Genomic DNA, 26,765 nt, shown 5'->3' with positions numbered 1-26,765 from the left:
GCACGCCGCGTCTTGACGCGCACCGCGGCCAGAGAGAACGGTGCAGCGAACATGAACCGGGACCATTGCGATGCTGAAGACCATACCGTCAATGATCGATGCGGAACTGCTGTGGGTGCTTCGCTCGATGGGTCACGGCGACACGCTGACGATCTGCGACAACAACTTCCCGGCAACTTCGGTCGCGCTGCATACGACGAGCAAGCGGCTGGTACGGGTCGCGGGCCACGACACCACCGCGCTGGCCGAGGCGATCTTCGCCCTTTTCCCGCTCGACACCTTTATCGATGCGCCGATCGCCCACATGCAGGTTGTCGATGCACCTGACAGCCGTCTCGAGGTGCATCACGCCTTCAAGGCGGCGGCCGACAGGGCCGAAGCACGCGATGTCGCCATGACGTCGATCGAGCGCCACGCTTTCTATGAAGCCGCGCGCCGGAGCTATGCCGTCGTTCAGACAGGCGAAGCCAGGCCGTATGGGTGTTTCATCGTGACGAAAGGCGTCGTTTTCGACTGAGCCTCGGCCTTCGTCAGCGATCGCTCTCGCGCCACCTTGGATTGATCCAGGGTTCCAGGTTTTCCGGCGCAAGCGGCGTCTTGCCGAGAATATGATCTGCCGCCTTCTCGCCGACCATGATCGACGGCGCGTTGAGATTGCCGTTCGTGATGCGCGGAAAGATGGAACTGTCGGCAAGGCGCAGCCGGTCGACGCCGATCACGCGGCATTCCGGATCGACGACAGCATGCGAATCGTCGGCGCGGCCCATGCGGCAGGTGCCGCAAGGATGGTAGGCGCTTTCGGCATGGTCGCGGATGAAACCGTCAAGATCATCATCGCTCTGCAGATCGGCGCCCGGCTGGATTTCCTTGCCCGCGAATTCCTTGAAGGCATCCTGGCTGAAGATCTCGCGCGTCAGCCGAATGCAGCGGCGGAAATCGATCCAATCCTGCTCGGTGCTCATGTAGTTGAAGCGGATGACGGGTTTGTCCATCGCCTCGGCGCTTCTCAAAGATACCGAGCCGCGCGACGCTGAGCGCATGGGACCGACATGCGCTTGAAAGCCATGCCCTTCTGCCGCCGCCTTCCCGTCGTAGCGCACGGCCATCGGCAGAAAATGGTATTGGATGTCGGGATATTCGACGCCTGCCGACGAGCGCAGGAAGGCCGCACTCTCGAACTGGTTCGACGCACCGAGGCCGGACTTGAACAACAGCCATTGCAGCCCCACCAGCGCCTTGCCGAGGAGATTGTAGTGCTTGTAGAGCGTGATCGGTTGCAGGGACGCCTGCTGGATATAAAGCTCCAGATGATCCTGCAGGTTCTGGCCCACGCCCGGCCTGTCGGCGACAACGCTGATGCCGTGTTCGCCAAGATGCCGGCCGGGCCCGATCCCCGACAGCATCAACAGTTTTGGTGAATTGATCGACGATGCGGCGATGATAACCTCACGCCGCGCCGTGACGGTCTCGATATTCCCGCCCCGCTCGATCTCGACGCCCGTCGCCGCACCGTGCTCGATCACGATCCGCCGTGCGAAGCAGCGCAACAAGGTGAGGTTCTTCCGCTTCATGGCCGGCCGCAGATAGGCATTGGCCGTCGACCAGCGTCGACCCATCCAGACCGTCTGCTCCATCGGGCCGAAGCCTTCCTGCTTGCGGCCGTTGTAGTCGTCCGTGACCTCGAACCCCGCTTGCCGACCCGCGTCGACGAAGGCGCGATAGAGCGGGTTCTTGCGCGGCCCCCGCGTGACGTGAAGCGGTCCGTCCTTGCCGCGCCACGACGGATCGCCGGCACCGCTGTCGGCGAATGGCCCACCGGCGTGCCAGTGCTCCATGCGCTTGAAATAGGGGAGCACATCGGCATACCCCCAACCCGCAGCCCCGCTCTCCTCCCAATGATCGAAGTCGCGCGCATGGCCGCGCACATAAACCATGCCATTGATCGAGGAAGAGCCGCCGATCACCTTGCCGCGCGGGGTTGCAAGACGGCGGTTGCCAAGATGGGGCTCCGGCTCGCTCGAAAAGCCCCAGTCGTAAATGCCCATATTCATGGGATAGGACAGTGCGGCCGGCATCTGAATGAAGGGGCCGACATCGCTGCCACCGTATTCGAGCACCAGCACGGAGTGCCGGCCATCCTCGGAGAGACGGTGCGCCATGGCCGCCCCTGCCGAGCCGGACCCGATAATGATGAAATCCGCTTCCATCCTGTCTTGCCTCAATAAGGCGTTTCCTGGGGCCCCATGGCCACATAGACGCTTTTGACCTGGGTATAGAAATCGACAGCCGCACGGGCATTCTCGCGGCCGACACCAGACCGCTTGACGCCGCCGAACGGCATCTCGACCGGGGTCAGATTGTAGGCGTTGATCCAGCACGTCCCGGCCGCCAGCTTTCCGATGACGCGGTGCGCGCGCTCAAGATCGCTGGTATAGACGGCCGCGGAGAGACCGAACTCCGTGCCGTTGGCACGCTCCACGACGTCCTCCTCATCGGTAAAGTCGAGCACGCACATGACCGGTCCGAATATCTCTTCGCGCGCGATCGTCATGTCGTCCGAAACGTCCGCGAAGATGGTCGGTTCGACATAGGCGCCGGTTTCGAGTCCCGGCAGAGAGAGCGTCGATCCGCCCACAACGAGCCGGGCCCCGTCCCTGGTGCCTGCTTCCAGATAGGCAGCGACCTTTTCGCGATGGTCGTGCGAGACGAGCGGACCCATTTGCGTCGCCTCATCCATCGGGTCGCCGATGACGATGGTGCGCGTGCGCTCGCCCAGCCGCTCAAGAAAGCGCTCCTTGATCGCCTTGTGCACGAAGACGCGCGTCCCGTTCGAGCAGATCTGGCCCGACGAATAGAAATTGCCGAGCATCGCTCCCGAAATGGCATTCTCGACGTCGGCATCGTCGAAGACGATCAGCGGCGACTTGCCGCCAAGTTCCATCGTCACATGCTTGATGCCCTTGGCTGCGGCGGCATAGACCTTGGCCCCGGTCGGCACCGACCCTGTCAGCGACACCTTGTCGACCAGCGGATGTTCGACCAGTGCCGCGCCGACATCTCCGAAGCCCTGAACGACGTTGAACAGCCCCTTTGGCGCGCCCGCTTCGATCAGGATTTCCGCCACTTTCAGTGCGCAAAGCGGCGTCACTTCGGATGGCTTGAAGATCATTGCGTTGCCGCAGGCAAGCGCAGGCGCAGCCTTCCAGCAGGCGATCTGCGTAGGATAGTTCCAGGCGCCGATACCGACGCAGAGGCCGAGTGCCTCGCGGCGCGTATAGGCCCAGTCGCGTCCGAGCGGAATCGTTTCGCCATTGATGGTCGTTGCGATGCCGCCGAAGAATTCCAGGCAATCCGCGCCCGAGGTTGCGTCAGCCACCAGCGTTTCCTGGATCGGTTTGCCGGTGTCGAGCGTCTCGAGTTCGGAAAGCTCCCGGTTGCGCGCGCGGATGATGTCCGCGGCGCGGCGCAGCACGCGCCCGCGCTCCACCGGCGCCAGCGCGGCCCATTCCCGCTGCGCGCGCCGACCGGATTTCACGGCACTGTCGATGATCGCCGGGGTCGCCGAATGAAGGCGCGCGATCGTCTCACCCGTTGCCGAATAAACGACGTCGAGCGCCGCGCCGGCAGGGTCTTCGACATAGGCGCCATCGATGAAATGAGAAGCTTCGGGTTGCGCGCGCATCACTCGCCCTTCGGATAACGGTTTGCGGATTCGACCACGTTCAGGTCCATGTGGTTGCGCATGTAGCGCTCTGAGGCCCGTTGCAGCGGCTGATAGTCCCAGGGGTAGTAGCTGCCGTTGCGAAGCGCGTCATAGACGACGATGCGTCGGGCCTGGCTCTCGCGCACCTCGGCGTCGAAGGCGGCCATGTCCCATCGCGCCTCGACCATCTGCGCCATTCGGTCGGCCTCATCGCGATGGTCGGGGTCGGCCGCAAGGTTGGTCATTTCGCCCGGATCGGACTCAAGGTCGTAGAGTTGCGGCGGATCGATTTCACAGTGGACATATTTCCAGCGACCGTCACGGATGCCGACCAGCGGCGCGACCGACGCTTCCGCCGCGTATTCGAAAGGCACCGGCCCGCGGCTGCCAGTGCCGCTGGCCAGCGCGACAAGGCTTTCGCCATCCGTCCAGGGCGCGACCTCGTCGAGCGGAATGCCGGCGAGCGCGGCGAGCGTCGGCGTGACGTCCAGCGTCGAGACCGGCTCGACTATGCGTGCGGAAGCGATACCCGGGGCCGCGATCATCAGCGGCACCCGCGCCGATCCCTCGAAGAAATTCATCTTGTACCAAAGGCCCCGCTCGCCGAGCATGTCGCCATGATCGGAAACGAAGACGATGATGGCCTCCTGATCCGTCGCTGCCATTGCCGAGAAGATCTCGCCGATCTTTTCATCGAGGTAGGAGATGTTGGCGAAATAGGCACGCCGCGCATTGCGGATATGCTCGTCGGTGATGGTGTAGCTGCGCCAGTCATTGGCATCGAAGATGCGCTTTGAATGCGGATCGTGTTCCGCATAGGGGATGGCCGGCACCTGCGGCAGCAGATGATCGCAATCGGCGTAGAGGTCCCAGTATTTCCGCCGGGCAACGTAGGGGTCGTGCGGGTGGGTGAAGCTCACCGTCAGGTGCCAGGGACGCTGATCCTTGCCGCGAGCGTAGTCATAGATTTTTGCGACCGCGTGGTGCGCGACGTCGTCGTCATATTCGAGCTGGTTGGTGATCTCGCCGACACCCGCGCCGGTAACCGAGCCCATGTTGTGATACCACCAGTCGATCCGTTCGCCGGGCTTGCGGTAGTCGGGCGTCCAGCCGAAATCGGCGGGGTAGATGTCCGTCGTCAACCGGCTTTCAAAGCCGTGCAACTGATCCGGGCCAACAAAATGCATCTTGCCCGACAGCGCGGTCTGATAGCCGGCCCGGCGCAGATGATGGGCGAAGGTCGGAATATCGGACGCGAACTCGGCGGCATTGTCATAGACACGGGTTCGGCGCGGCAGCTGCCCGGACATGAAGCTGGCGCGGCCGGGCGCACAGAGCGGCGAGGCCGTATAGCTGTTGACGAAACGCGCCGAGCGGGCTGCCAGCGCCTTGAGGTTCGGCGCATGCAGCCAGGGGGCCGGCCCGTCCGGAAACAGCGTACCGTTCAGCTGGTCCACCATCAGCACGAGGATGTTGGGCTGCGTCAAACCGATTTCTCCGTCAATTGCGTATCGATGTAGGCCTCGATCAGTGCCACGGCCTCGCGCGGTTCCGGGCGGCCCTTCTTCAGCGCGTGGCGAATATAGAGCCCGTCGATCAGCGCGCCGATCGTCTCGGCGATGTCCGTTGGCCTGTCGCTGAGCGGGCGCAGGGCGTAGACCAGATTACTCTTCAAGCGCTTGGTGTAGACCTGGAGCAACTGGAAGGCTGCATCGGACCGGCGCGCCTCGACGTAAAAGGCGAGCCAGGCGGAGACGGCCGCATCGCGGAACTGCTCGCTGCCGAAGCTCGACGATATGATCGTCGACAACCGCTCGCGCGGCGACTGATCGGAAGAAAGGCGCCCCTTCGTCACGTTGCCGAATTCACGCAACAGATGGCGCATGGTCGCGATGAGGATCTGCTCCTTGTTGCCGAAATAGTGGTGTGCGAGCGCCGCGGACACACCGGCACGCCGCGCGATCTGCCCGACGGTCACGTCGAGCCCGCCGCGAACGCCGATCTCCTCGACGGCAGCGTCGATCAGAGCCTGTCGACGGATCGGTTCCATGCCGATTTTGGGCATCGCGCAATCCCGAGAACCAAAAAATACTTGCAATCTCGGGCTATTTTATTTTGATTGACGCGTCAATCAACAAAAATCCTGCGCTTCTTCACGAGGCGTGACGGTGATAGTTTGAGCCCTCAGACGTCGCAAACGGCGCTGATGGGACGAACCGAAACAGGGAGATTACATGACACGCCGAATGAACACACTCCTCAGCGCGACGCTTCTTGCCTCCACCCTGGCAACGCCCGCGTTCGCGCAGGCAGAATGCGAAACCGTCAGGTTCTCCGATGTCGGCTGGACCGACATCACCGCCACCACCGCGACAGCTTCCGTCATCCTCAAGGCGCTCGGCTACGAGACCGAAGTCACCGTCCTGTCCGTCCCGGTCACCTACACCTCGCTGGCGAACGGCGATATCGACGTCTTCCTCGGCAACTGGATGCCGACGATGGAGGCCGACATTCGCCCCTATGCCGACGAAGGCACGGTCGAGACGGTTCGCACCAATCTGGAAGGCGCGAAATATACGCTGGCCGTTCCGCAATACACCTATGATGCCGGCCTGCAATCCTTCGACGACATCGCCGAATTCGCCGAAGAACTCGACAGCCAGATCTACGGCATCGAGCCCGGCAACGACGGCAACAGGCTGATCCTCGACATGATCGAGAACGATCAGTTCGGCCTCAGCGAATTCGAGATCGTCGAAAGCTCCGAACAAGGCATGCTCGCGCAGGTTGGCCGGGCGGTTAACGCGGAAGACCACATCGTCTTCCTCGGCTGGGAGCCGCACCCGATGAACGCCAATTTCGACATCGCCTATCTCGATGGCGGCGATGACGTCTTCGGCCCCAACTACGGCGGCGCGACCGTCCTGACGAACACGCGGGCCGGCTACGCCGAAGAATGCCCGAACGTTGGCGCATTGCTTGAAAATCTCGAATTCTCTCTGGAGATGGAAAACGAGATCATGGGTGCGATCCTCAACGACGGTACCGAGCCGGAAGAAGCGGCGACCGCCTGGCTCAAGGACAATCCCGACGTGCTGGAAAGCTGGCTCGACGGCGTCGAGACGCTTGACGGCGGCAATGGTCTGGAAGCCGTTCAGTCTGCAATTCAATAACGGCAACGCGCGCCGCCGGACATTCGGTGCCGGCGGCGCCTCTGCTCTGGACACATGGTCCGATCAGGCCGTGAAGTCGAAGCACTCTCCCACCGAAGCCCTGCGGGAACTCACATGGACTGGCTTGAAGACAACAAGATACCCGTCGGCGCCACCGCCAGCGATGCCGTGGCATGGCTGACGCAGAACGCCGCCTGGTTTTTCGACATGGTCGCCACCGTCATGGAAGCGATCATCGATGGCATTTTATGGGTGCTGCAAACACCGCACCCGCTGGTCGTGGTGGTGGTCTTCTCGCTTCTTGCTTTCTGGCTCCAGAAATCATGGAAGGCGGGCGCGCTGACGCTTGTCGGTCTGCTCTTTGTCATCAACCAGGGCTACTGGGAAGAAACCACCGAAACACTGACCCTCGTTCTTTCGGCCTGCGCATTGTGCATGGGCGTCGGCGTCCCGATCGGCATAGCGTCCGCCCACCGGCCGAAGCTCTATGCGGCATTGCGTCCGATCCTTGACCTCATGCAGACCCTGCCGACATTCGTCTATCTGATTCCGGCTATTGTCTTTTTCGGGATTGGCATGGTGCCGGGGCTGATCGCGACGGCGATCTTCGTCATCCCCGCCCCCATCCGCCTGACCCATCTCGGCATCTCATCGACGCCCTCGGCCCTTGTCGAGGCCGGACGCGCCTTCGGAGCGACGCCGCGCCAGATGTTGTGGAAGATCGAGCTGCCCTACGCCCTGCCGCAGATCATGGCCGGCCTGACGCAGACGATCATGCTTTCACTCTCCATGGTGGTGATCGCCGCTCTGGTCGGCGCAAGCGGCCTGGGCGTTCCGGTCGTTCGGGCGCTCAACACCGTCAACACCGGTCTCGGCTTCGAGTCGGGCCTCGTCATTGTCGTCGTCGCGATCATCCTCGACCGCATGTTCCGCCGGGAGCGCGGCGCATGACCATGGACAAGCAGCCCCTCATTCGTTTCGACAATGTTTCCATCGTCTTCGGCGACGATCCAAAGGCGGCGCTGCCGTTGATGGACGATGGCCTCACGCGCGGCGAGATCCAGAAACGCACCGACCAGGTCCTCGGCGTTCACGATTGCTCGCTGGATGTCGCGGAGGGCGAGATCGCAGTGCTGATGGGCCTGTCGGGCTCGGGCAAGTCGACGCTTCTGCGCGCCGTCAACGGCCTGAACCGGGTCGTTCGCGGCGCCGTGATGGTCGATGCCGGCGACGGCCGGATGGTGGACGTGACGCGCGCCGACCGCAAGGCGCTGCGCCAGTTGCGCACCGAACGCGTATCGATGGTCTTTCAACACTTTGGTCTCCTGCCGTGGCGCACGGTAGAGGAAAATGTCGGCTTCGGCCTCGAACTGGCAGGCGTCCCGGCGTCGCAGCGAAAGGATCGAGTCGCCGCACAACTGGAAACGGTCGGCCTTCGCGAATGGGCCGGGCGAAAGGTGCAGGAACTGTCGGGCGGCATGCAGCAGCGTGTCGGCCTTGCACGGGCCTTCGCCACGGGCGCGCCGATCCTCTTGATGGACGAGCCGTTCTCGGCGCTCGACCCGCTGATACGCACGAAATTGCAGGACGAACTGATCGCGCTTCAGGAAAAGATGCGCTGCACCATCCTGTTCGTCAGCCATGATCTCGAGGAAGCCGTGAAGATCGGTGACAAGATCGCCATCATGGAAGGCGGTCGCATCGTCCAGGCCGGCCGGCCGGAAGATATCGTTCTGCGTCCGGCCAACGATTATGTCGCCGAGTTCGTCGCCCACCTCAATCCACTGAGCGTCCTTTGCGCGGAAGACGTCATGCGCACCGACAAGGGTGGGACGAACGAGACCGTTAGCGCGTCTGTAAAGCGCCAAACGCCCGTGACCGAGATGATCGGCCTCATGACGAAGAACTATCCAAGTTCGGTCGCGGTGATCGAGAAGGGCGAGGTCGTCGGGGCTGTCAATCCGGCCGATATCCTCTCAGCGCTCGTCAAACGTTAGCGCCGGCTATCCGAAAGCGCTGGATGCAGGAAACAAGCGCTTCGCCGGCTTCCTCGATCGGGCCATCGTTGGACAGGGTGAGGCAACTACGAGCCTTGATCTCGAAGCCGGTCGCCCGCGCCAGTCGCGCGGTGATCTCGGCCTCGCTTTCGCGCCCGCGTCGGCGCAGCCTTTCTGCCCGGACAGGTGGACTGACCGTCACGTGGACGACCTGCAACGCCTGATAGCGGGCATCGAGTTCGGACAATGTCGCCCGTGAACCGTTGGCGACAGCGACCCCACCGCGTTCGAGATGATGATCGACCGCAGCCGGAAAGGCATAGTTCAGTCCGTGGGCCTGCCAGGCGAACGCGAATTGCCCCTGATCGCGGGCCGCGTCGAATGCGGTCTCATCCATGCCGATATGGTCTTCCGACTGCGCATCCGGCCTTCGCGTCACGATCCGGCGCACGAAAAGAACATCGGGCGCCTCGGCAAGGCGCGTTCGCGCAAAATCAATCAGCGTATCCTTGCCCGAACCGCTTGCACCGACAATGACGATGAACGCTCCTCTCCGGGTTCGGGGGGAATCGGTCATCAAATGACCCGCCTGCCCTGCCGCCAGACCGTGCGCACGACGGGCAGGTTTCCATCGAGCCGGACCCGCACCAGATCACCGCGTTTGCCGATGGCGAGTTCGCCGCGATCGGTAAGGCCGACACGATTTGCCGGCGTCAGCGTCACCATGCGGATCGCGGCGGCAAGATCGATAGAGGCAACGAGCCCGTCGCCGAGAACGAAAGCCGCCTGGATGAGGCTGAACGGAATGTAGTCCGATGAGAGAATGTCGAGCAAATTGGCTTCGGCAAGTTCGCGCGCAGAGACATTGCCGGAGTGGGAGCCGCCGCGCACCAGATTGGGTGCCCCCATCAACACCGCCATGCCTGCCTCATGCGACCCTCTCGCCGCTTCGAGCGTGGTCGGAAACTCGGCGATGTGCACGCCCTGCTTCACCGCGTCGTCGACATGAGCATCGGTCGCGTCGTCGTGGCTGGCGAGCACGATGCCGCGCTCGGCGCAGTGGCGCGCGATGGCGCTGCGATTGGCCGGTGAGTTTGCTTCCGATTGGGCGATGCGTCTGGCGCAGAACCGGTCGAACACGTCGTCCGGCATCTTCAGCTTGCCCTGATAATAGGCACGATAGGCTTCGATATGTCGGAACTGACGCTGACCCGGCGCATGATCCATCAGGGAGACCAGTCCGACACCGCCATGGTTCTCGAACTGGCGGAATGCATCGAGACAGTCTGGCGCGGACACCTCGCAGCGGAGATGGATGAAATGCTCCGCGCGCAGCCGGTTACGGTCCACACCCTCGCAGATGGCGGCTTCAAGTCGCATCATGTCGTCGATGCCAAGTTCGGCATCCTCGTCCATGCCGACGCGCAGCGCATCGAAAACCGTGGTGATGCCGGCCGCCGCGATCTGCGCGTCGTGGGCCAGCAGGGCCACTTTCGGATCCCAACGCACGCGCGGCCGCGGCGCGTAGTGTCCCTCAAGGTGATCGGTATGCAGTTCGACGAGGCCGGGAACGAGATAATCGCCTTCAAGATCGACACCGTCGATGTTGGTGGCGCCCGCGCCGATCTCCACGATCGACCCACCGCGAAGAACCAGGTGCCCGTCCACCACCTCATCGGCCAGAACAAGCCGCGCATTTCGATAGACGCGTTCGTCCGCCTCGCCTTGCATGTCGATCGCCTCTATCATTTCGCCCTTGCACCAAGCCCCTTTCGGCCATCGACCCGCCCCATCGGATGGAGCGAATCGACAATGAACGGCGCACCGCTTTCCGGCTCGATGAAAAGCGCCAGGCTCGCAACGTCAAGCGGCTCACCCAGCAGCGGCTCGAAATAGGCGGCCAGCGCCTGCTCCACCTGCGGTGCCTCCTCCTTCGCGATCGGCCCCGTCAGGGTCATGTGGAAGCGGAACATGTCGAAGACAAACGGGTATCCCCACCGTTGCAGATACTCCAACTGCCGGCAGGTCAGCGATCCGCTCGATCGTCGCTCCAGATCCGCCTCGCTCAGCGCAGCGCGGTAAGGCTCGAACCGCCGGACGACGGCATCGGCAAGATCTTGAAGCGCCGGGCTTGGCACCTCGGGCGTGAGCGCGAAGAAGGGACCGATGCGGTTAATCGCCAGTGGCACTGCGAATGGTTCGAGCCTGCCGCAGAATTGCATGAGATCGGCAAGAAGCTCTGATTCGGATCGATCGGCGGCAAGTTGGAACGGCGCCTTGATCGTGGCGTGAAATCCGTATCGCCGCGGTGCTGCGGTATGATGCCAGATGTCATCCGATGTCAGGCCGGCCACTGCTGGCGACTCGATCGCCTTGCCGGAGAAAGCGTCACGCCCAAGCCAGCGCGCCGCCGCCATGGTCAGCGGATGTCGCGCGGGCGGGGTGAAATAGAGGGCGTATCGCATCGGGCATCTCCGCCGTTTCAACCCCGGCCTAGTCGATTTGCGTGACAGATTGAAGACCGGCCCGACCTCCCCGAAATGATCGAAAAGCCGTTCATTAACAGAATGATCCGGCTACGATGTGAATCGAGGTCTTAGCCCAGCGCCTCTCCTTCAAGACCAAGTGCTTTCCGCATCGCGGCGATTTGGGAACATTTTTCGTGGAATGCCGTCCAGTCGTCGTTCTCGTCAATGAAACTCCATATGCGCTCGACTTCATCGACCAGCATCGTGCAGGGCGCACTGCCGTCGAAATAGTCGCTCGCAGCGTCGGGCACCGAGCGCGTCGCGAACTGCGCCATCAGCCGCCGCACCTCGGAAAATTCTGCGCCCGCATAGATGTCGGCATGAGGGCTTCGCTCGGCACGCGCCGCGCTCGCCTCGCCGCCATGCCAGTCGAAGAAGACACGCTCGAATGGCAGCGCACTTGCCGCCAGAAAGCGCCAGAATGCTTCGGCGAGATCCCGGTCGCATTGCCCGTCCGTGGCGACAAGCCCGAGACGGGCGAGCAATTGCCGGTCGAAGGCACGGCGGTACATGTCCGGGAAATCGGACAGGACGCGCTCCAGCTCCGGTTGACCGACCAAGGGCAGCAGACATTCGGCAAGGCGCGCAAGGTTCCAGAACAGCGTTTCGGGTTGTCGGCCAAAGGCATAGAGCCCTGTCTGGTCGAAATAGGCGGCGGTGAAGCTCGGATCGAGAACCGGCAGAAAGCGCCACGGGCCGTAGTCGAAGCTCTCGCCGGTGATATTGATGTTGTCGGTATTGAGCACGCCGTGAACAAAGCCGGCCGCCATCCATTGCGCCCCGGTGCGTGCGACCTGCCGGCACACGGTTTCCAGGAATGCCAGAGCCTTTGCGGCTTGGTCCGGCCGCTCGCAATCCGGCATGTATGTCGCAACCGCATAGTCGAGCAGTTTAACCAGCTTTTCCTTGTCCTGAAGATAGGCCAGACGCTGGAACGTTCCGATCCTGATATGAGAGTGGCTGAGCCGGACGAGCACGCTGGAGCGCGTCGGAGATGGCTCATCACCGCGCATCAACGCCTCGCCGGTCTCGATCAGGCTGAAGGATCGGGACGTGTTGACCCCGAGTGCCTCGAGCATCTCGGTGGCCAGGACCTCACGCACACCACCCTTGAGCGTCAGCCGGCCATCGCCCTGGCGCGACCACGGCGTTTGTCCGGAACCTTTCGTGCCGAGGTCCAGCAAGCGGCCGGTGTCGTCGTGCAGCTGCGCGAACAGAAATCCGCGCCCGTCTCCGAGATCGGGATTGTATTGGCGGAACTGGTGGCCGTGATAGCGCAGTGCCAGTGGCTGTGCCAGCGACCCCTCCAAAGGCGTGAAGCGAGCGAAGTGCTCTATCCATTCAGCATCGGACAACGTCGCGAGACCAACCGGGCCAGCCGCGCGGTCGTTGCGGTAGCGGATCGTGTGGCGAGGAAAGTCCGCCGGCTCGACGACGTCGAAAAATCCCTCGCCAAGCGTCGAATGGCGAACCGATGGATCATAATGCGGTGCGTAGGCCATAAAACTCCAATTCGCGCTGGTCCGTCGTCAAACGGCGGTCGCAACCCGGCCGGTGCGTCGTGCTGTCAGCCGCTCCAGGGCGGTGAGCCCGTCATAGGACAGAACGGCCAGTGCCGCCACGATGATCCCGCCTTGCAGAACGAAGGCCGTATTGCTGGACAAGAGCCCTGCGATGATCACCTCCCCGAGTGTCGGTGCAGCCACGGTGGACCCGATTGTCGCCGTACCGAGCGAAATCACGAAAGCAAGACGGATGCCGGTCAAGATGACGGGAAAGGCCAGCGGAAGCTCCACGCGCAGCAGACGCTGGAAGCCTGTCATGCCGACACCGCGCGCGGCTTCCCGCACGGTCGGTGCAAGCCCCGTCAGCCCTGTCAGCGCATTCTCGAAGATCGGAAGCAGCGCATAGAGAAAGAGGGCGATCAGCGTCGGCTTGGTGCCGAACCCGACGATCGGAACCGCAAGCGCCAGGACCGCAACGGGCGGGAACGTCTGGCCGATATTGGCGACACTGCGCGACAATGGCAGGAACTCACGGCCAAAATCACGCGTGACCAGAATGGCAAAGCCCACCGAGATAAGCGCCGCGGCCGCCGTCGCGGCGATCGCGATCGCCAGATGACTGATCGTCAGCGACAGAAGGCTGCCTTGATTGTAGATCGCCGGTGCGTTGTTCGCGACCAGCAGGGCAAGCATAGGCTCGAATGTCTCCGGCCGGAAAAGAAAGATGAGGAGCACGACGAGTGTCACCGCGCGCAGGAGCCTTGCCGTCGTGATTGTCATGCCGGACGAGCCGCCCATGGCGAAATCGCGTCCATGCGGACCCGCCCCAGCGCGTTGCCCTGGTCATCGACGACCGGAAGGGTATCCCTGCCCTGCCACAACATGTTGGCATAGGCCTCGCGCAGCGACGTGGCCGGCTGCACCGGCTCGCCCTCGGAGCTACCGGGCTCGACGATGTCGCCCACCTTGCGCAGCGACAAGAGCCTGAAGGGCCGGTCGGCAGTACCGACCAGATTGTCGACGAACTCGCTCGCGGGCTTCACGAGCAGCGTCGCCGGATCAGCATACTGAACGATCTTGCCTTCTGCCATGACGGCAATCTGATCGCCGAGTCGCATCGCCTCGTCCATGTCGTGCGTGACGAGCAGCACGGTCGTCTCGAACCTGCGCTGGATTTCGAGCAGGTCGTCCTGGGCCTTGGCCCGGATGATGGGATCGAGAGCGCCGAATGGCTCGTCCATGAGGAGAACGTCCGGCTCCGCGGCAAGCGCTCGGGCAACGCCGACGCGCTGCTGCTGGCCGCCGGAGAGCTCGCCGGGGTGGCGATCGCGATACTGTGACGGCTCCAGTTGGAAAAGCGTCATCAGCTCGTCGACACGATCGTCGATGCGCCGCTTTTCCCAGCCCGCCAGCTTGGGCACGGTAGCGATGTTCTCAGCGACCGTGCGATGGGGAAACAGTCCATGCCCCTGGATCGCATATCCAATCTGACGGCGAAGAAGATGGCCGGGTATCTCGTGCGTGTCCTTGCCGTCGATGAGAATGCGCCCCTCGCTGGGTTCGACCAGCCGGTTCACCATTCTCAGGAGCGTCGTCTTTCCCGACCCCGATGTGCCGACGATGACGGCGACCTTGCCGCGCTCCACCGTCATGGAGACGTCATCGACGACCGCCTCCTCGCCGTAGCGCTTGGTGATGTGTTCGATGTCGATCATTGAGACCCCTTCTGCACACCGGACGGACGCATGATGTCCACCAGCGCGTCCATGATGACGGCGGCCGCGAAGGCCAGCGTGACGGTCGGCAACGCGCCGAGCAGGACGAGATCCATCGCGGTCTGACCGACACCTTGAAACACGAAGACGCCAAACCCGCCGCCGCCGATCAGCGCGGCGATCGTGGCCAGTCCGATGTTCTGGACGAGCACGATGCGTATCCCGGTCAGTATGACGGGGAACGCCAGTGGCAGCTTCACGGAAAACAGGCGCTGGCGCTCCGTCATGCCCATGCCCGTCGCTGCCTCGCTCACATTTGCCGGGATGCCAGCAAGGCCCGTGACCGTGTTCGCCACCACCGGCAGCAACGAATAGAAGAAAAGGGCGATGAAGGCCGGCGCCGCGCCGATGCCACTGACGCCGATAGCGCGCAGGATCGGCAGTTCCGTCGACAGCCAGGAGAGCGGCGCGATCAGAAGGCCGAACAGTGCGATCGATGGCACCGTCTGCATGATGTTCAGAACGCTCAGCACGGGCCCGCGAACCGCGCGAACCTGATGGCAGAGGATTCCTAGCGGAATACCGGCCAGCGCCGCCATGAAAAGCGACCCGAAGGCGAGAAACAGATGTCGCCGTGCCTCACGGGCGAAGCTGCCCGCGCGGTTCTCGTATTCGCGCATCACCGAAAGATCGTCCCAGATGCCGCTCGCAAGAAAGGCGGCGAGTGCCAGCCCGGCCAGCAGGACGAGGCCGATCCGCAAGGATGGCTTCGGATCCATGCGGGTCAGCGCGTCGGTCGCCATCAACGCGAAAATGCCGAAGAGCAACCAGAAGCCGGAGGCAGGGGACGCCCGGGCGACCGCGTCGGCGCCTTCGACGAGAAACGACGCGGACACACCCACGACCCAGGCGAGAACCGCGATCGCTGCAAGACTGGCAATCAGACGCATCATGGCCGAGGTCTTCAAGAGCGCCGCCACGCCAGCCACGCCGATCGAAGCAAGCAGAACCACCATCGGCCCGGGCGGCATGGCTTGTGCAATATCAACCGTTTCGCCGAGAACGATGCGGTTTGCCCTGAAGACCATGAGAGGCGCAAAGCCCAGCGTCGCCAGCAGCCCGATGGCGATGAAGACACCGAGCTTGTCGAGGGCCGGCAGCACCTTGTGCCGTGGGGAAGCGATCATCGCTCTGGCATCCATGGCGCGACTGTCAATCCTTCCGCCGTCAGGCTTCATCCATCCAACGCGCCCTGGATCGCCTTTCGCCGGCAGCGCGCCGACAACAGGAGGCGAACGCTATTCCAGAAAGCCGTTTTCCGTCAGGTAATCCTGCGCCACAGCATCGGCCGGTTCGCCGCCCACCTGAACACGGCCGTTGAGCTCCTGCAGTGTTTCCAGCGACAGCGACGTGAAGACCGGCTCGAGAATATCGGCAATGGCCGGGTATTCTTCCAGCGTCTCTTCGCGCACGATCGGTGCCGGGTTGTAGACCGGCTGGACGCTCTCATCGTCTTCCATGACGACCAACCCCGACGGCGCGATGCCGCCATCAGTGCCGTAGACCATGGCCGCATTGGCGCCGTTCGTCTCGCGCGCCGCCGCCTGGATCGTCGCCGCCGTATCGCCGCCCGAAAGCGTGATCAACTGTTCCGACGTCAGTTCAAACCCGTAGGTTTCCTGGAAAGACGGAAGCCCTGCTTCGGAATTGACGAACTCCGCCGACGCGGCAAGCACGACATTGCCGTCGCCATTCGCCCACTCGGCAAAATCGCTCATCGTCTGAAGTCCGCCTTCAGAGGCCACGTCCTCGCGCACGGCGATTGCCCAGGTATTGTTGGCAGGCGCCGGCGTCAGCCATACGATCTGGTTCGCCTCGTAGTCGAGTTTCTTGGCCTCTTCGTAACCGGCCTGCGCATCGCGCCACACATCATCGTCTGCCCGTTCGAAGAAGAACGCGGCATTGCCCGTGTATTCGGGATAGATGTCGATCTCACCCGCCGTGATCGCCTCGCGCACCACAGGGGTGCCGCCCAGCTGCAAGCGGTTTTCCGTGGGGATGTCGTTGGCTTCGAGCATCTGCAGGATCATGCTGCCCAGAACGCCGCCCTCCGTGTCGATCTTTGAAGAAACGACGACTTGCGCGTGCGCTGTCGAAACGAACCACGCCGTCGTCGCAGCGAAGGTCAGGGCTTTGAGGGAAAGGCGGATCATGCTGGCCTCCTGATGCGGGAAATTTGCGCCTCTCGAAACGCGTTGAACGTCATTATGTTGCGGAAGCTTGCGACGATTCAAGGCGGGAGATGGCGATTCCGGGGATTGGCCCTGCCACGCCCCTTGTCGCGACGAGACCGTGCTCGTCATTATCGCTTGCAGCACACGGTCTGTGCGGGTAGTGCGGGCGACACCGAAGGAACGGATCCGATGCAACCGAAAAGCGTCCCGCCCGCCTTGATCGATACGCTGGAGGCGATTGCGCGCGAGGCCGGTCGCATCATCCTCCAGATTGCCGCGCGCACCACCGGAGCCGACGAGAAACAGGACGGCTCGCCGGTGACCGAGGCCGACCTCGCGGCCGAGCAGATCATTCTTGCCCGGCTGGCCGAGGCCTTCCCGCAAATCCCGGTGGTCGCCGAGGAGTCCGTTGCCGCCGGCCGGACACCGACGCTGACCGAGGCGCATTTCTTTCTTGTTGATCCGCTCGATGGCACCCGCGAATTCGTTGCCGGGCACAGCGACTACACGGTCAACATCGCGCTGATCGACGATGGCGTGCCGGTCGCCGGCGTGGTGCATGCCCCGGCGAGAGGCGAAACCTATCTCGGCTCGGCGAACGGCGCCTGCTTCATTGACGAGACGAACCCGGGCGAGCGGCACCCGATCAAGGTGAAGCCGTCGTCCAGCAAGGTCGTTGCCCTAGCCAGCCGCTCGCACCGGACCCGCGAAACGGATGATTATCTCGCGGCCGAGGGCATAACCGATTGCCTGTCGGTCGGCTCCTCGCTCAAATTCTGCATGATGGCAAAGGGCCTTGCCGACGTTTATCCGCGTTTTGGCAGAACCATGGAATGGGACACGGCGGCGGGCGATGCGGTGCTTCGCGCGGCCGGCGGATCAACGAAGACAATCAATGGCGAGCCGCTGCGTTACGGCAATTGCGCCAAGCACTTCGTCAATCCCGATTTCATCGCGCGCGCCCAGCGCTAACCAACCGTAAACCTCGTGCCATCACTGTCGTCTTTATGGATCGGAAACGATTCGCGATTGAGCGTGGGGTGCATGATGCCGGTCGAGAACCGGCTCATGGCGAATGAAAAGCGGGCGGTACATATCATGAGTAATTTGAATGCGGTTGCGGATGCATCAGGACAGGTGGTCGTCTTTCCACTCCATCGTCGGTCGGGCGCGGTCCGTGTCGCCGCGGCCAAGCTGTTGAGAAGCCGCACTGCTGCCGCAGCCAACAGGTACCGTCACACGCTTGCTCAGGAAAAGTTCGCCGAGCTCGCGGCGCTCGGCCTCAGTGAAGACGAGCAGGATGAAGCTGTCGGCGCGTTCCTGACGGAAGTCGAGCGCGAGATGGCCGAATTGCACTACGAACGGATTCGCCTGCACGTCTGATGGCATGTCTCAGCCGCCGCTGATGGCGGTGATGACGAAGACAGTGCTGCCCGCGCGAAGCGGCGTTGAAAGGCTGCTTCGCGCGCCTTCCACGAAGATGTTTATGTGCTTGCGCACCGCAGGCCGTGAATCCCGGATCCGGTCAGCCATCCCCGGCCATCGACGGTCGAGCGCATCGATCATCTCGCCGACTGTCGTTGCTTCAACGCACACGACCCGTTCCGAGCCGGGGAAGAGGTCGACGAGCACCGCCGGCAACTTGACGGTCACACTCTGTTCAGGGGCCAAACGTTCCTGAGGCATCGGGCGGCCTTCAATCGTTCACGACCATCGTCTCGACGGAAAGGATGGATGGCAGATGCTCGGCGATGAGCGTCCAGCTGTCACCCTCGTCTGCGCTGGCATAGAGCGCCCCCGATGCGGTGCCGAAATAGACGCCGGCGGGATCCATGCGATCGGTCGCCATTGCCTGACGCAACACGTTGAAGAAGACGTTGTCTTGCGGGAGACCCGCGCGCAAATCCTGCCAGCTTTGGCCGCCGTCGCGCGTGCGCCAGACCGCGGCTTTGCCATCCGGCATGTAGCGACCGGCCGAATCGCCGTTGAGCGGTATCAGGTACAGCGTCTCCCCGTCGCGCGGATGACTCGCTGCCGGAAACCCGAAACTGGAAGGCAGGCCATCCTCTATGCTTTCCCATTTCAGGCCGCCATCGTCACTCCGATACATCCCGCAATGGTTCTGCTGATAAAGACGTCCCGACCCGTCGCCCGCCATGACAAGGCTGTGCACGCATTGACCGAATTCGGGGTAGCGCTGGTCTTCCGGCAGGAAATCGGCCCGCGTGCCGCGATTGCGCGCGTCCCAGCTCTTTCCGCCGTCTGAGGAATGGAAAACGCCCGCCGCGGAGATCCCGACCCAGATCGCACTTTCGTCCTTCCGGTCAATGAGCAGAGAATGGAGTATGAGGCCCGCTCCGCCCGGCATCCAGCGCTCCCGCGTTGGATGGTTCTGCAAACCATCGATGTGCTCCCATGTCTGACCGTCATCGGTGCTTTTGAAGAGACCTGCGGGCTCCACGCCGGCATAGAGCGCGTCTTGGCCGCGGGCGAGGCTCCAGACCGATTTCACCGGATCCTTGCCCTCGGGATAGGCGAGACCCTGGCTCGAGTGACGCCAGCTTGATCCGGTGTCCTCTGATCGCCAGACGGCGGGACCGAACCATTCATTGCCGCCGCCGCCATAGATGACGCCGGTTTCCTCGTCGCCGATGACGTGCTGTATCGGCCAGGTATCGCAATGCGGCCCACTGAGGCGCCAGTTCGAACGGTTCTCATCGGCTTGAAGAATGAATGCACCCTTCTTGGTGCCGAGCAGAACGAGAACCTTGGCCATCGTGACACTCTCTCCCTCAGGCCGGCGCATGCGACATCACCGCGCAGCGCCCTTACCACAGCTGGACAAAATGAGTTGATATCAACATTATGGTTCGATGTCAAAGTCCGAAGCCACGCCGTATTCGGCGACGATGATGGTGCGCGACGCGTGCCTTTGCCTTCACACCCAACGCGCGGCCCGCCGTCTGGCGCGTCTTTTCGATGAGGCGTTCCGCCCGCTTGACCTGACAAACGGTCAGTTCTCGATCCTGATGGCGCTGAACCGGCCTGAACCGCCGACGATCGGCAGCGTGGCCGAACTGCTCGCCATGGACCGCACGACGCTGACGGCGAGCCTCAAGCCGCTGGAGCGCCGCGGCCTGCTCCAGATCGCGCCCGACCCATCCGACAAGCGTGCGCGCCGGCTGAACCTGACCGCTTCGGGTCGCGCGCTTCTGGCCGAGGCGCTGCCCATCTGGTGCCGGACGCACGAAGAGGTCGAGAACACGCTTGAGAACGCGGACGATCTGCGCCGCGAACTCGGCCGGCTTCTCTGATCGCCGATCAGGCGCGCTCGGCGAGCGCCTCTTCGCCCTTGCGCGCCCGTACCAGGTTCATGAAACGACGGAAAAGATAGTGGCTGTCCTGCGGGCCCGGCGAAGCCTCAGGGTGGTGCTGAACGGAGAAGACCGGTCGCCCCTTCACCGCAAGTCCGCAATTCGATCCGTCGAACAGCGAGACATGCGTTTCTTCGACGCCATCCGGCAGCGACGACGCATCGACGGCAAAACCATGGTTCATCGAAACGATCTCGACCTTGCCGGTTGTGTGATCCTTCACCGGATGGTTCGCGCCATGATGACCCTGATGCATCTTCGTGGTGCGTCCACCGAGTGCCAGCGCGAGGATCTGGTGGCCGAGACAAATGCCGAAGATCGGAATGTCCGTTTCCATCAAGGTCTTCAGAACCGAAACCGCGTAGCGTCCCGTCGCAGCCGGATCTCCCGGGCCGTTGGAGAGGAATATGCCATCAGGCTGAAGGGCGAGAATATCGTCCGCGCTGGTATTCGCCGGCACGACGGTAACCTTGGCACCGAGACCTGAAAAGAGCCGCAGGATGTTCCGCTTCACGCCGAAATCGATCGCGACGATGTGGTAGGCGGGCGCGTCACCGGAGGCAGCGTATCCCTGGTTCCAGACCCAGGGTTTTTCGGTCCACTGCGAAGACTGGCCGGAACTTGCCTCTTTTGCGAGATCGAGATCGACCAGACCCGGCCATGCCTTGGCCTTCGCCTTGAGCGCCTCGATGTCGAAAACACCGCCCGGATCGTGCGCGATCACGGCGTTGGGAGCGCCGTTCTCCCGGATCCATGCGGTCAGCGCCCGTGTATCTATGCCGCTCAGCGCGATGATCCCCCGGCCCTTCAGCCACTGGTCGAGATGCGTTGCTGAACGATAGTTGGACGGTTGCGTGATGTCCGCCTTGAAAATCGCGCCGACCGCACCGTGCCGCGACGCCGGTGTCAGATCCTCGATATCCTCGTCATTGGCACCGATGTTGCCGATGTGGGGGAAGGTGAAGGTGACGATCTGCCCGAGATAGGACGGGTCGGTCAGGATTTCCTGGTAGCCGGTGAGCGCCGTGTTGAAGCAGATCTCGGCCACCACGTCGCCGACGGCGCCGAGACCTTTTCCTTCGATGACCGTTCCGTCAGCCAGCACGATCACGGCGGTCGGCTTGTCGGTGGTCCAGGGGGGGGGTGTTGGAGTATTGCTGTCGTTCATCAAGGTCTTCCCTTGGCCGGGGCCCACTTGAATGCAGGGGCCGAACACGCCATTTAATGTCGTCGACCGCGCGCTGCCGAACGCCGACCTTTCAAAAGGCGGCCTGATTGATGTAGGCTGTGCGGGCTGTTCGAGCCGGAAAATAGTCAATCGGCCCGGCCCGGTCAATGAGTTCGGCTTAATAGACACGAATTAAAAACACAAACAAAACAAAGCTTTGCACCTTTGCCAGATTCTGCATCGAGCATGCGGGGCAAGGGTGCTGGTCTCGAACCAGGAGTAAGATGCGATGCGCGAGAAACTCGCACAATCGTTGAAGGATGCCCTCAAATCCCGCGACAGCCGCAAGGTTTCCACCGTGCGGCTCATTCAGGCTGCGATCAAGGATCGCGATATCGCCAACCGCAGCGCCGGCAAGGATCCGGTCGGCGACGACGATATCAACGCGATCCTGGCCAAGATGATCAAGCAGCGCGAGGAATCAGCGCGTATCTATGAGGAAGCGGGTCGCCTCGAGCTTGCGGAGCAGGAGCGCGAGGAAATCACCGTTATTCAGCAATTCCTGCCGGCGCAGATGTCCGAGGCCGAAGTCGATCAGGTGTGCGCGTCGGTGGTGGCCGAAACAGGCGCCCATGGCCTGCGCGACATGGGCAAATGCATGAACATGCTGAAGGAACGCTATGCCGGTCAGATGGATTTTTCCAAGGCATCGGGCAAGGTCAAAGGCATGTTGCGGTAACTGCGCCGCCTCTAACGACCGATAAGGGCGCCCCTTGCGGGTCGCCCTTTTTTCGTCGGTGCTGTGAACATCGGGCATAGCGGCAGGTGTTTCCGTGCGCTCGGCGTGGCGACCGTGGTAAGAACGGGTGACGAGAGACACCGACAATGCGCTTTTCCCCCAACTTCCTGGACGAACTCCGCGATCGCGTGCCGATCTCCGAAGTCATCGGCACGCGCGTATCGTGGGACAAGCGCAAGACCAATGCCGGGCGTGGGGACTGGTGGGCCTGCTGTCCGTTCCATGGCGAGAAGACACCGAGTTTTCATTGCGAGGATCGCAAGGGCCGCTACCACTGCTTCGGATGCGGCGTTTCCGGCGACCATTTCCGATTTCTGACGGAATTGGAGGGTCTTTCCTTTCCCGAGGCCGTGGAGCGTGTCGCCGATCTGGCCGGTGTGGCAATGCCGGCGCCCGATCCCCAGGCCGAGCGCCACGAGCGCCAGCAGGCGACCCTCACCGACGTCATGGAATTGGCAACGGCGTATTTTGAAGATTGCCTTCAGCGCAGCGAGGGCGCCCCCGCGCGCGCTTATCTCAGAGAACGCGGGCTCACGGGCCGCACGATTCAAACCTTCCGCCTCGGCTATGCGCCGGCTGCCCGCAACGGCCTCAAGGAATATCTGGCCTCGAAAGGCGTGGAGCGGGCTCAGATGGAAGCCTGCGGCCTGCTCGTTCACGGCCCGGACATTCCCGTATCCTACGACCGCTTTCGCGACCGCATCATGTTCCCGATCCTGTCGTCGCGCGAGAAGTTGATCGCCTTCGGCGGTCGCGCAATGGCGCCGGACGCACCCGCCAAATACCTCAATTCCAACGAAACCGAACTCTTTCACAAGAGCAACGTCCTTTACAATTTCACCCGCGCCCGCCGCGCCGCGCAGGGCGCCGACGGAGCTGGCACCGTGGTCGCGGTCGAAGGCTATATGGACGTCATTGCGCTGTATCAGGCCGGCATCGAGAATGCCGTTGCGCCGCTCGGCACCGCGCTGACCGAGATGCAGCTTGAACTGCTGTGGCGCATGACGCCGATGCCGGTGCTGAGTTTCGACGGCGACGAAGCTGGCAGGCGAGCGGCCAACCGGGCCGCAGATCTCGCACTGCCTGCCCTCAAGCCCGGTCGCTCCGTTCGATTCGCTCTGCTGCCGGAGGGCAAGGACCCCGACGACCTCGTGCGCCATGACGGACGCGCGCCGTTTGACCAGATCCTCGCCAATGCCCGGCCGCTGGCCGACATGATCTGGCAGCGCGAAAGCAGCGCCGGAACCTTCGATACGCCCGAGCGGCGCGCAGAACTGGAGGCGCGCCTGAAGAGCATCACTTCGGCGATCGGCGATGAGAGCGTCCGGTTCCACTACGCCCAGGATATGCGCGAACGCATGCAGGCCTTCTTCCGCCCTGCTACCACGGCCTATGGCAACCGGCCCGCCAACCGCAACGGCCAGCAGCGCTTCGGTGGAAAGCGTGCACAGCAAAACGCATTCGGCCCGGCATCGGAGCGGTTCACCGCGTCCGATCGACTGACACGGTCGGCGCTCGTGCGCGGCATTTCCGATCTGCCCGCTCTGCGCGAGAGCGTGCTGGCGCTCACCGTCGTCAATCATCCGGAACTGATCGTCGAGGAATTCGACGAAATCGCCGCAATCGAATTCGACAACCGAGAATTGACGCGCCTTTGGGCAGCAGTGCTCGGCGCGTCGTCCGACGGCAGTGCCATGAACCGGGAAACGATGCTGGAATCGCTGTCACAGGCCGGGTTCGCACCACTTGTCGAAGCCCTGGAACGGCAGATTCGCAATGCCCGAATATGGACGGCGACGGCCGAAGCTGTTCGTGAGGACGCGAGCGAGGGGTATTTCCAGGCGCTGTCTTTGCACAAGCGCACCCGGGCCCTTCGATGGCAGCGACTGGAGATCGAGCGCGAGGTGGCCGATGCGACCGAAGACGGCGACGGTGGATCGATTTCGGCTCTGATGCTGCGCTTGCAGCAGGTTCAGGACGAAATCACCCGGCTCGAGCAGCAACACGCGATCATCGACGGGTTCGGGGTCCTCTCCGGCCGGATCAAGGGACCGGCGCGCGCATGATGCCGCGGGGCCACGAGTTGCCACGGGAGCGGGAAAGCGGTATCCCGCGCCTTGCAGAACGACGTTCGAAACCTAAATGTGATCCTTGGACGGTCGGCCAGGGTCCGGGCCGACCGGTGGCCCGAAGAATGAGCCGGCAAGCGGCTCAACTCGTTTTGCTCGTGATTTGCGTTGAAGGCGCGGTTTTTTCCGTGCCAGCCTTGACGTCGGTAGAATTTGTGGGAATCACCATTGCTGATGGCATCATTTGAGGTCCAGGCAAATCATATTACAGCGACGTGTCACCAGTCACGCTTGCCGATCAAGGCCGTCTGCCCGCGGGCACGGCAGGCCGCAACCACTTGGAAAACGATGGACCGTTAAACCGCCGCAAAGCTGATTTGCGGGCCGAGCGCGACTGAACGAACGACAGGCGCGGAAGACCGCTAAATCCAGGCGTCAGGGAAAGTGATCAGGACATATGGCAACGAAGGTTAAGGAAAACGACGAGGCGGAAGTCGAGCGCGAAGGCTCGGGCGATGGTCCCTTGCTCGATCTGTCCGACGATGCCGTCAAGAAAATGATCAAGGCCGCGAAAAAACGCGGCTACGTCACGATGGACGAGCTCAATTCCGTCCTCCCTTCGGAGGAAGTCACCTCCGAGCAGATCGAAGATACGATGTCCATGCTTTCCGACATGGGGATCAATGTCGTTGAGGATGAAGAGGAGCAGGAAGAACAGAAGGACGATTCCAGCGACGACGAAAGCGAGAGCAACGAGCTGACGACGAGCGCCGGAACGGCTGTCACCACTGCGAAGAAAAAGGAACCGACGGACCGGACCGATGATCCGGTGCGCATGTATCTGCGCGAAATGGGTTCGGTGGAACTCCTGTCGCGCGAGGGCGAGATTGCCATCGCCAAGCGCATCGAGGCCGGCCGCGAGACGATGATCGCCGGGCTTTGCGAGAGCCCCCTCACCTTCCAGGCCATCATCATCTGGCGCGATGAGCTGAACGAAGGTTCGACGCTGCTGCGCGAGATCATCGACCTCGAAACGACCTATTCGGGCCCGGAGGCCAAGGCGGCGCCGCAGTTCCAGTCCGCCGAGAAGATCGAAGCCGACCGCAAGGCCGCCGAAGAGAAGGAAAAGGCCCGCCGGGAACGCGCCTCGAGCGACGACGTCACCAATGTCGGCGGCGAAGGCACCTCGATCGAGGATGACGAGGACGACGACGACGAATCCAACCTGTCGCTCGCAGCGATGGAGGCCGAACTGCGGCCGCAGGTGATGGAGACATTCGACCTCATCGCCGACACCTACAAGAAGCTGCGCAAACTTCAGGACCAGCAGGTCGAGGCGCGGCTGGCGGCGACCGGCACGCTGTCGCCCTCCCAGGAGCGCAGCTACAAGAAGCTGAAGGACGAACTGATCACCGCGGTCAAGTCGCTGGCGCTGAACCAGAACCGCATCGACAGCCTCGTCGAGCAGCTCTACGACATCAACAAGCGCCTCATGCAGAATGAGGGCCGGCTGTTGCGCCTTGCCGAGTCCTACGGTGTGAAGCGCGATTCCTTTCTCGAGCAGTACCGCGGCGCCGAGCTCGACCCCAACTGGATGAAATCGATCTGCAACCTCTCCGCAAAGGGCTGGAAGGAATTCGCCAAGAGCGAAAGCGGGGCGATCCGCGACCTGCGCGGGGAAATCCAGAACCTGGCCACCGAGACGGGCATTTCGATCACCGAGTTCCGCCGCATCGTCAACATGGTGCAGAAGGGCGAGCGCGAAGCCCGCATTGCCAAGAAGGAGATGGTCGAGGCCAACTTGCGCCTCGTCATTTCCATCGCGAAGAAATACACGAACAGAGGCCTGCAGTTCCTTGATCTGATTCAGGAAGGCAACATCGGCCTCATGAAGGCGGTCGACAAGTTCGAGTATCGTCGCGGCTACAAGTTCTCGACCTACGCGACCTGGTGGATCAGGCAAGCGATCACCCGCTCGATCGCCGACCAGGCCCGCACGATCCGCATTCCGGTGCACATGATCGAGACGATCAACAAGATAGTGCGGACCTCGCGCCAGATGCTGCACGAGATCGGCCGCGAGCCGACGCCGGAGGAGCTGGCCGAGAAACTGGCCATGCCGCTGGAAAAGGTCCGCAAGGTGCTCAAGATCGCCAAGGAGCCGATCAGCCTTGAAACGCCGGTCGGCGACGAAGAGGACAGCCATCTCGGCGATTTCATCGAGGACAAGAACGCGGTCCTCCCGATCGATGCGGCGATCCAGGCAAATCTGCGCGAAACCACGACCCGCGTGCTCGCCTCGCTGACGCCGCGTGAAGAACGTGTTCTCAGAATGCGCTTCGGCATCGGCATGAACACCGACCACACGCTGGAGGAAGTCGGCCAGCAGTTCTCTGTCACCCGCGAACGCATCCGCCAGATCGAAGCGAAGGCGCTGCGCAAGCTCAAGCATCCGAGCCGCTCGCGCAAGCTGCGGAGCTTCCTCGACAGCTGATGCGAC

The 26,765-nt window shown here is 62.7% G+C and carries 25 protein-coding genes; 10 read left to right on the top strand and 15 right to left on the bottom strand.

The genetic code is table 11. The annotated features are described in order from the left end of the window. The first annotated feature begins 70 nt into the window (after nucleotides 1–70). Nucleotides 71–517 carry an RbsD/FucU family protein gene (locus CN673_RS02345; protein ID WP_099864610.1) on the top strand — a complete coding sequence of 149 codons (447 nt, stop codon included), beginning with the start codon at nucleotides 71–73 and terminating at the stop codon, nucleotides 515–517. A gap of 13 nt (nucleotides 518–530) precedes the next feature. On the opposite strand, the gene betA is transcribed toward CN673_RS02345, so the two are convergent. Genes betA through betI form a run of 4 tightly spaced genes read right to left on the bottom strand, consistent with a single transcriptional unit; the run spans nucleotide 531 to nucleotide 5,768 of the window. Continuing rightward, a complete protein-coding gene (betA, locus tag CN673_RS02340; RefSeq protein ID WP_099864609.1) occupies nucleotides 531–2,207 on the bottom strand; it encodes a choline dehydrogenase in 1,677 nt (558 codons plus the stop codon). A gap of 11 nt (nucleotides 2,208–2,218) precedes the next feature. Then, a complete protein-coding gene (gene betB, locus CN673_RS02335) occupies nucleotides 2,219–3,682 on the bottom strand; it encodes a betaine-aldehyde dehydrogenase (RefSeq protein WP_099864608.1) in 1,464 nt (487 codons plus the stop codon). After that, nucleotides 3,682–5,190 carry a choline-sulfatase gene (betC, locus tag CN673_RS02330; RefSeq protein ID WP_099864607.1) on the bottom strand — a complete coding sequence of 503 codons (1,509 nt, stop codon included), beginning with the start codon at nucleotides 5,188–5,190 and terminating at the stop codon, nucleotides 3,682–3,684. The genes betB and betC overlap by 1 nt, the downstream gene beginning before the upstream one ends. After that, nucleotides 5,187–5,768: a transcriptional regulator BetI gene (gene betI, locus CN673_RS02325; RefSeq protein WP_099864606.1), complete on the bottom strand. Its 582-nt coding sequence runs from the start codon at nucleotides 5,766–5,768 to the stop codon at nucleotides 5,187–5,189. The genes betC and betI overlap by 4 nt, the downstream gene beginning before the upstream one ends. 169 nt (nucleotides 5,769–5,937) lie before the next feature. On the opposite strand from betI, the gene CN673_RS02320 reads away from it, so the two are divergent. The 3 genes from CN673_RS02320 to choV all read left to right on the top strand — a co-directional run bounded on the left by CN673_RS02320 (nucleotide 5,938) and on the right by choV (nucleotide 8,873). Continuing rightward, complete coding sequence (locus CN673_RS02320; protein WP_198585863.1) at nucleotides 5,938–6,876, top strand: choline ABC transporter substrate-binding protein; 939 nt, start codon at nucleotides 5,938–5,940, stop codon at nucleotides 6,874–6,876. A gap of 114 nt (nucleotides 6,877–6,990) precedes the next feature. Further along, a complete protein-coding gene (choW, locus tag CN673_RS02315) occupies nucleotides 6,991–7,827 on the top strand; it encodes a choline ABC transporter permease subunit (protein WP_099864604.1) in 837 nt (278 codons plus the stop codon). Between the two features lie 2 nt (nucleotides 7,828–7,829). Next, nucleotides 7,830–8,873 (top strand): choline ABC transporter ATP-binding protein, encoded by a 1,044-nt coding sequence (gene choV / locus CN673_RS02310; RefSeq protein ID WP_099865020.1) that lies wholly within the window; start codon nucleotides 7,830–7,832, stop codon nucleotides 8,871–8,873. On the opposite strand, the gene phnN is transcribed toward choV, so the two are convergent. The 8 genes from phnN to osmF form a co-directional block, all read right to left on the bottom strand. Then, complete coding sequence (phnN, locus tag CN673_RS02305) at nucleotides 8,863–9,450, bottom strand: phosphonate metabolism protein/1,5-bisphosphokinase (PRPP-forming) PhnN (RefSeq protein WP_099864603.1); 588 nt, start codon at nucleotides 9,448–9,450, stop codon at nucleotides 8,863–8,865. The genes choV and phnN overlap by 11 nt on opposite strands. After that, nucleotides 9,450–10,604, bottom strand: a complete 1,155-nt coding sequence (locus CN673_RS02300; RefSeq protein WP_099865019.1) for an alpha-D-ribose 1-methylphosphonate 5-triphosphate diphosphatase — start codon at nucleotides 10,602–10,604, stop codon at nucleotides 9,450–9,452. The genes phnN and CN673_RS02300 overlap by 1 nt, the downstream gene beginning before the upstream one ends. 14 nt (nucleotides 10,605–10,618) lie before the next feature. Continuing rightward, a complete protein-coding gene (locus CN673_RS02295) occupies nucleotides 10,619–11,338 on the bottom strand; it encodes a DUF1045 domain-containing protein (protein ID WP_099864602.1) in 720 nt (239 codons plus the stop codon). Nucleotides 11,339–11,469: 131 nt separating this feature from the next. Beyond that, on the bottom strand, nucleotides 11,470–12,903 hold the full coding sequence (locus CN673_RS02290) for a protein adenylyltransferase SelO (protein WP_099864601.1): 1,434 nt from the start codon (nucleotides 12,901–12,903) through the stop codon (nucleotides 11,470–11,472). Between the two features lie 27 nt (nucleotides 12,904–12,930). Further along, nucleotides 12,931–13,686 carry an ABC transporter permease gene (locus CN673_RS02285; protein ID WP_099865018.1) on the bottom strand — a complete coding sequence of 252 codons (756 nt, stop codon included), beginning with the start codon at nucleotides 13,684–13,686 and terminating at the stop codon, nucleotides 12,931–12,933. Continuing rightward, nucleotides 13,683–14,621 carry an ABC transporter ATP-binding protein gene (locus tag CN673_RS02280; protein WP_099864600.1) on the bottom strand — a complete coding sequence of 313 codons (939 nt, stop codon included), beginning with the start codon at nucleotides 14,619–14,621 and terminating at the stop codon, nucleotides 13,683–13,685. Before CN673_RS02280 ends, CN673_RS02285 begins: the two co-directional genes overlap by 4 nt. Then, the gene (locus CN673_RS02275) at nucleotides 14,618–15,808 is read right to left on the bottom strand and encodes an ABC transporter permease (RefSeq protein ID WP_099865017.1); all 1,191 of its coding nucleotides are present in this window, start codon (nucleotides 15,806–15,808) and stop codon (nucleotides 14,618–14,620) included. Before CN673_RS02275 ends, CN673_RS02280 begins: the two co-directional genes overlap by 4 nt. 111 nt (nucleotides 15,809–15,919) lie before the next feature. After that, nucleotides 15,920–16,834, bottom strand: coding sequence for a glycine betaine ABC transporter substrate-binding protein OsmF (osmF, locus tag CN673_RS02270; RefSeq protein ID WP_099864599.1), 915 nt, complete (start codon nucleotides 16,832–16,834; stop codon nucleotides 15,920–15,922). Between the two features lie 210 nt (nucleotides 16,835–17,044). Between osmF and cysQ the strand changes: the two genes are divergently transcribed. Continuing rightward, nucleotides 17,045–17,827 (top strand): 3'(2'),5'-bisphosphate nucleotidase CysQ, encoded by a 783-nt coding sequence (gene cysQ / locus CN673_RS02265; RefSeq protein ID WP_099865016.1) that lies wholly within the window; start codon nucleotides 17,045–17,047, stop codon nucleotides 17,825–17,827. A gap of 126 nt (nucleotides 17,828–17,953) precedes the next feature. After that, a complete protein-coding gene (locus tag CN673_RS02260) occupies nucleotides 17,954–18,238 on the top strand; it encodes a DUF6074 family protein (RefSeq protein ID WP_157928765.1) in 285 nt (94 codons plus the stop codon). A 9-nt stretch (nucleotides 18,239–18,247) separates the two neighbouring features. On the opposite strand, the gene CN673_RS02255 is transcribed toward CN673_RS02260, so the two are convergent. After that, nucleotides 18,248–18,541 carry a MoaD/ThiS family protein gene (locus CN673_RS02255; protein WP_099864597.1) on the bottom strand — a complete coding sequence of 98 codons (294 nt, stop codon included), beginning with the start codon at nucleotides 18,539–18,541 and terminating at the stop codon, nucleotides 18,248–18,250. Nucleotides 18,542–18,551: 10 nt separating this feature from the next. Continuing rightward, nucleotides 18,552–19,631 carry a WD40/YVTN/BNR-like repeat-containing protein gene (locus CN673_RS02250; protein ID WP_099865015.1) on the bottom strand — a complete coding sequence of 360 codons (1,080 nt, stop codon included), beginning with the start codon at nucleotides 19,629–19,631 and terminating at the stop codon, nucleotides 18,552–18,554. A 97-nt stretch (nucleotides 19,632–19,728) separates the two neighbouring features. Between CN673_RS02250 and CN673_RS02245 the strand changes: the two genes are divergently transcribed. Then, on the top strand, nucleotides 19,729–20,169 hold the full coding sequence (locus tag CN673_RS02245; RefSeq protein ID WP_099864596.1) for a MarR family winged helix-turn-helix transcriptional regulator: 441 nt from the start codon (nucleotides 19,729–19,731) through the stop codon (nucleotides 20,167–20,169). Between the two features lie 7 nt (nucleotides 20,170–20,176). On the opposite strand, the gene carA is transcribed toward CN673_RS02245, so the two are convergent. Next, nucleotides 20,177–21,397: a glutamine-hydrolyzing carbamoyl-phosphate synthase small subunit gene (gene carA / locus CN673_RS02240; protein WP_099864595.1), complete on the bottom strand. Its 1,221-nt coding sequence runs from the start codon at nucleotides 21,395–21,397 to the stop codon at nucleotides 20,177–20,179. Nucleotides 21,398–21,686: 289 nt separating this feature from the next. Here carA and CN673_RS02235 point away from each other — a divergent pair, with 289 nt between their 5' ends. The 3 genes from CN673_RS02235 to rpoD all read left to right on the top strand — a co-directional run bounded on the left by CN673_RS02235 (nucleotide 21,687) and on the right by rpoD (nucleotide 26,759). Continuing rightward, nucleotides 21,687–22,136 carry a GatB/YqeY domain-containing protein gene (locus CN673_RS02235; protein WP_099864594.1) on the top strand — a complete coding sequence of 150 codons (450 nt, stop codon included), beginning with the start codon at nucleotides 21,687–21,689 and terminating at the stop codon, nucleotides 22,134–22,136. Nucleotides 22,137–22,282: 146 nt separating this feature from the next. Then, nucleotides 22,283–24,262, top strand: a complete 1,980-nt coding sequence (gene dnaG / locus CN673_RS02230) for a DNA primase (protein WP_099864593.1) — start codon at nucleotides 22,283–22,285, stop codon at nucleotides 24,260–24,262. Between the two features lie 460 nt (nucleotides 24,263–24,722). Continuing rightward, on the top strand, nucleotides 24,723–26,759 hold the full coding sequence (gene rpoD, locus CN673_RS02225; protein WP_099864592.1) for an RNA polymerase sigma factor RpoD: 2,037 nt from the start codon (nucleotides 24,723–24,725) through the stop codon (nucleotides 26,757–26,759). Nucleotides 26,760–26,765 lie beyond the last annotated feature (6 nt).

Source organism: Neopararhizobium haloflavum, assembly GCF_002750855.1.
Lineage (GTDB): Bacteria > Pseudomonadota > Alphaproteobacteria > Rhizobiales > Rhizobiaceae > Georhizobium > Georhizobium haloflavum.
This window is presented reverse-complemented; position numbering and strand designations above follow the sequence as displayed.